Source organism: Actinomyces sp. Z5 (assembly GCF_003287795.1).
Taxonomy (GTDB): Bacteria; Actinomycetota; Actinomycetes; order Actinomycetales; family Actinomycetaceae; genus Actinomyces; species Actinomyces glycerinitolerans.
In genome coordinates this window covers 8,218-10,331 of sequence record NZ_QMIN01000054.1, presented here as the reverse complement: position 1 = coordinate 10,331, position 2,114 = coordinate 8,218, and the positions used below count along the sequence as shown (strand labels likewise).

Below are 2,114 nucleotides of genomic sequence, written 5' to 3'. Positions count from 1 at the left end.
CCGACCCCACGGTGGGGTCGGGCGCACCCGCCACTGACGCGGATACGGGTCAGGCGTAGAAGCCGGCCATCTGCGCGAAGGAGTCGGCCTTCAGCGAGGCGCCGCCGACGAGAGCGCCGTCGATGTCGGGCTGAGCCATGAGCTCCTTGATGTTGGCGGGCTTGGCCGAGCCGCCGTACAGGATGCGGGTGGCGTCGGCGGTGGCGTCGCCGAAGTCGGCGCGCAGGGCCTCACGGATGGCACCGCAAACCTCCTGCGCGTCGTCGGCGGTGGCGGTCTCGCCGGTGCCGATGGCCCAGATGGGCTCGTAGGCGATGACGATCTTGGCGACGTCCTCGGCGGACCAGCCCGCCAGGGCGGCGCGGATCTGGCCGAGCACGAAGTCGACGTGGGTGCCGGCCTTACGGACCTCGAGGGCCTCGCCGCAGCACAGGATCGGCGTCATGCCGGCGTCCAGTACCTTGCGGGCCTTGGCGCCAACCAGCCCGTCGGACTCGTTGTGGTACTCGCGGCGCTCGGAGTGGCCCATGACCACGTAGCTGCAGCCGAGCTTGGTGAGCATGGCGGTGGAGATCTCGCCGGTGTAGGCGCCGTTGTCGTGAATGGACACGTCCTGGGCGCCGTACTTGATGTCCAGGGAGTCCGCCTCGACGATCGTCTGCACGGTGCGGATGTCGGTGAAGGGCGGGATCACCAGGACCTCGCACTTGGAGTAGTCGTGCCCGGCGTCGCTCAGGGCCATGGCCAGGCCCTGCACCAGGTGGTTGGCCTCGAGGTGGTCGAGGTTCATCTTCCAGTTGCCCGCCATCAGCGGGGTGCGGTTGCTCATTTGCGTATTCCTTATCCGGGTTCCCTTACGGGAACTGTGTGATGGGGGTTGGTCAGTCGTCCAGGACGGCGATACCGGGCAGGGTCTTGCCCTCCAGCAGCTCCAGGGAGGCGCCGCCACCGGTGGAGATGTGGGAGAAGGTGGACTCGTCGAAGCCGAGCGTGCGCACGGCCGCGGCGGAGTCGCCGCCGCCGATCACGGAGAAGGCGTCAGAGTCGGAGATGGCCTTGGCGACGGCCTTGGTGCCCTCGGCGAAGGCCGGGAACTCGAACACGCCCATGGGGCCGTTCCAGACCACCGTCTTGGAGGAGGCGATGGCCTGGGCGAACAGCTCCCGGGTCTTGGGGCCGATGTCCAGGCCCATCTGGTCGGCCGGCATGGCGTCGGCGGCGACGACGGAGGCCGGGGCGTCCGCCTTGAACTCGGGGGCGACCACGGTGTCGACGGGCAGGAGCAGCTCGACGCCGTTGGCCTTGGCCGTGTCCAGGTAGCCCTTCACCGTGTCGATCTGGTCCTCCTCCAGCAGGGAGGTGCCGACCTCGTGGCCCTGGGCGGCGAGGAAGGTGTAGGCCATGCCGCCGCCGATGAGGAGGCGGTCGGCCTTGCCCAGCAGGTTGGCGATGACACCGAGCTTGTCGGAGACCTTGGAGCCGCCCAGCACCACGGTGTAGGGGCGCTCGGGGTCGTTGACGGCCTTGCCGAGGGACTCGATCTCCTTGGCGACCAGCAGCCCGGAGGCGGCCGGGAGGATGCGGGCCACGTCGTAGACGGAGGCCTGCTTGCGGTGCACGACGCCGAAGCCGTCGGAGACGAAGACGTCGGCCAGGGCGGCCAGCTGCTCGGCGAAGGCGGCGCGCTCGGCGTCGTCCTTGGAGGTTTCGGCAGCGTTGAAGCGGACGTTCTCCAGCAGCACGATGTTGCCGGGCTCGAGGGCGGCGACGGCGGCCTGGGCGCTCTCGCCGACGGTGTCCTGCGCGAGGGTGACCTTCACGCCGGTCAGTTCGGCCAGGCGGGTGGCAACCGGGGCGAGGGAGAAGTCGGGGTTGACCTGGCCCTTGGGACGGCCCAGGTGGGCGACGATGATGACCTTGGCGCCCGCGTCGAGCAGGGTCTTCAGGGTCGGCAGGGCGGCGCGGATGCGGCCGTCGTCGGTGATGTGCTTGTCGGCGTCGAGCGGGACGTTGAAGTCGGAGCGGACCAGGACGCGCTTGTCCTTCAGGTCGCCGAGGGACTCGATGGTCTTCATGGAACCTCGCAGTGCTGTGTTGGTTGTGTTGGTGGGATG

2 protein-coding genes are annotated in these 2,114 nt (G+C 69.2%); both read right to left on the bottom strand.

The features are described 5' to 3' along the window. Window positions 1-49: 49 nt before the first annotated feature. A complete protein-coding gene (tpiA, locus tag DRB06_RS07215; protein WP_111819525.1) occupies window positions 50-829 on the bottom strand; it encodes a triose-phosphate isomerase in 780 nt (259 codons plus the stop codon). 52 nt (window positions 830-881) lie between these two features. Continuing rightward, a complete protein-coding gene (locus tag DRB06_RS07210; RefSeq protein ID WP_073332388.1) occupies window positions 882-2,075 on the bottom strand; it encodes a phosphoglycerate kinase in 1,194 nt (397 codons plus the stop codon). Between the last annotated feature and the right edge of the window lie 39 nt (window positions 2,076-2,114).

Bases quoted from the DNA above. Each gene is read 5' to 3' on its own strand.
- tpiA (WP_111819525.1), bottom strand. From the start codon at position 829: ATGAGCAACCGCACCCCGCTGATGGCGGGCAACTGGAAGATGAACCTC.
- DRB06_RS07210 (WP_073332388.1), bottom strand. From the start codon at position 2,075: ATGAAGACCATCGAGTCCCTCGGCGACCTGAAGGACAAGCGCGTCCTG.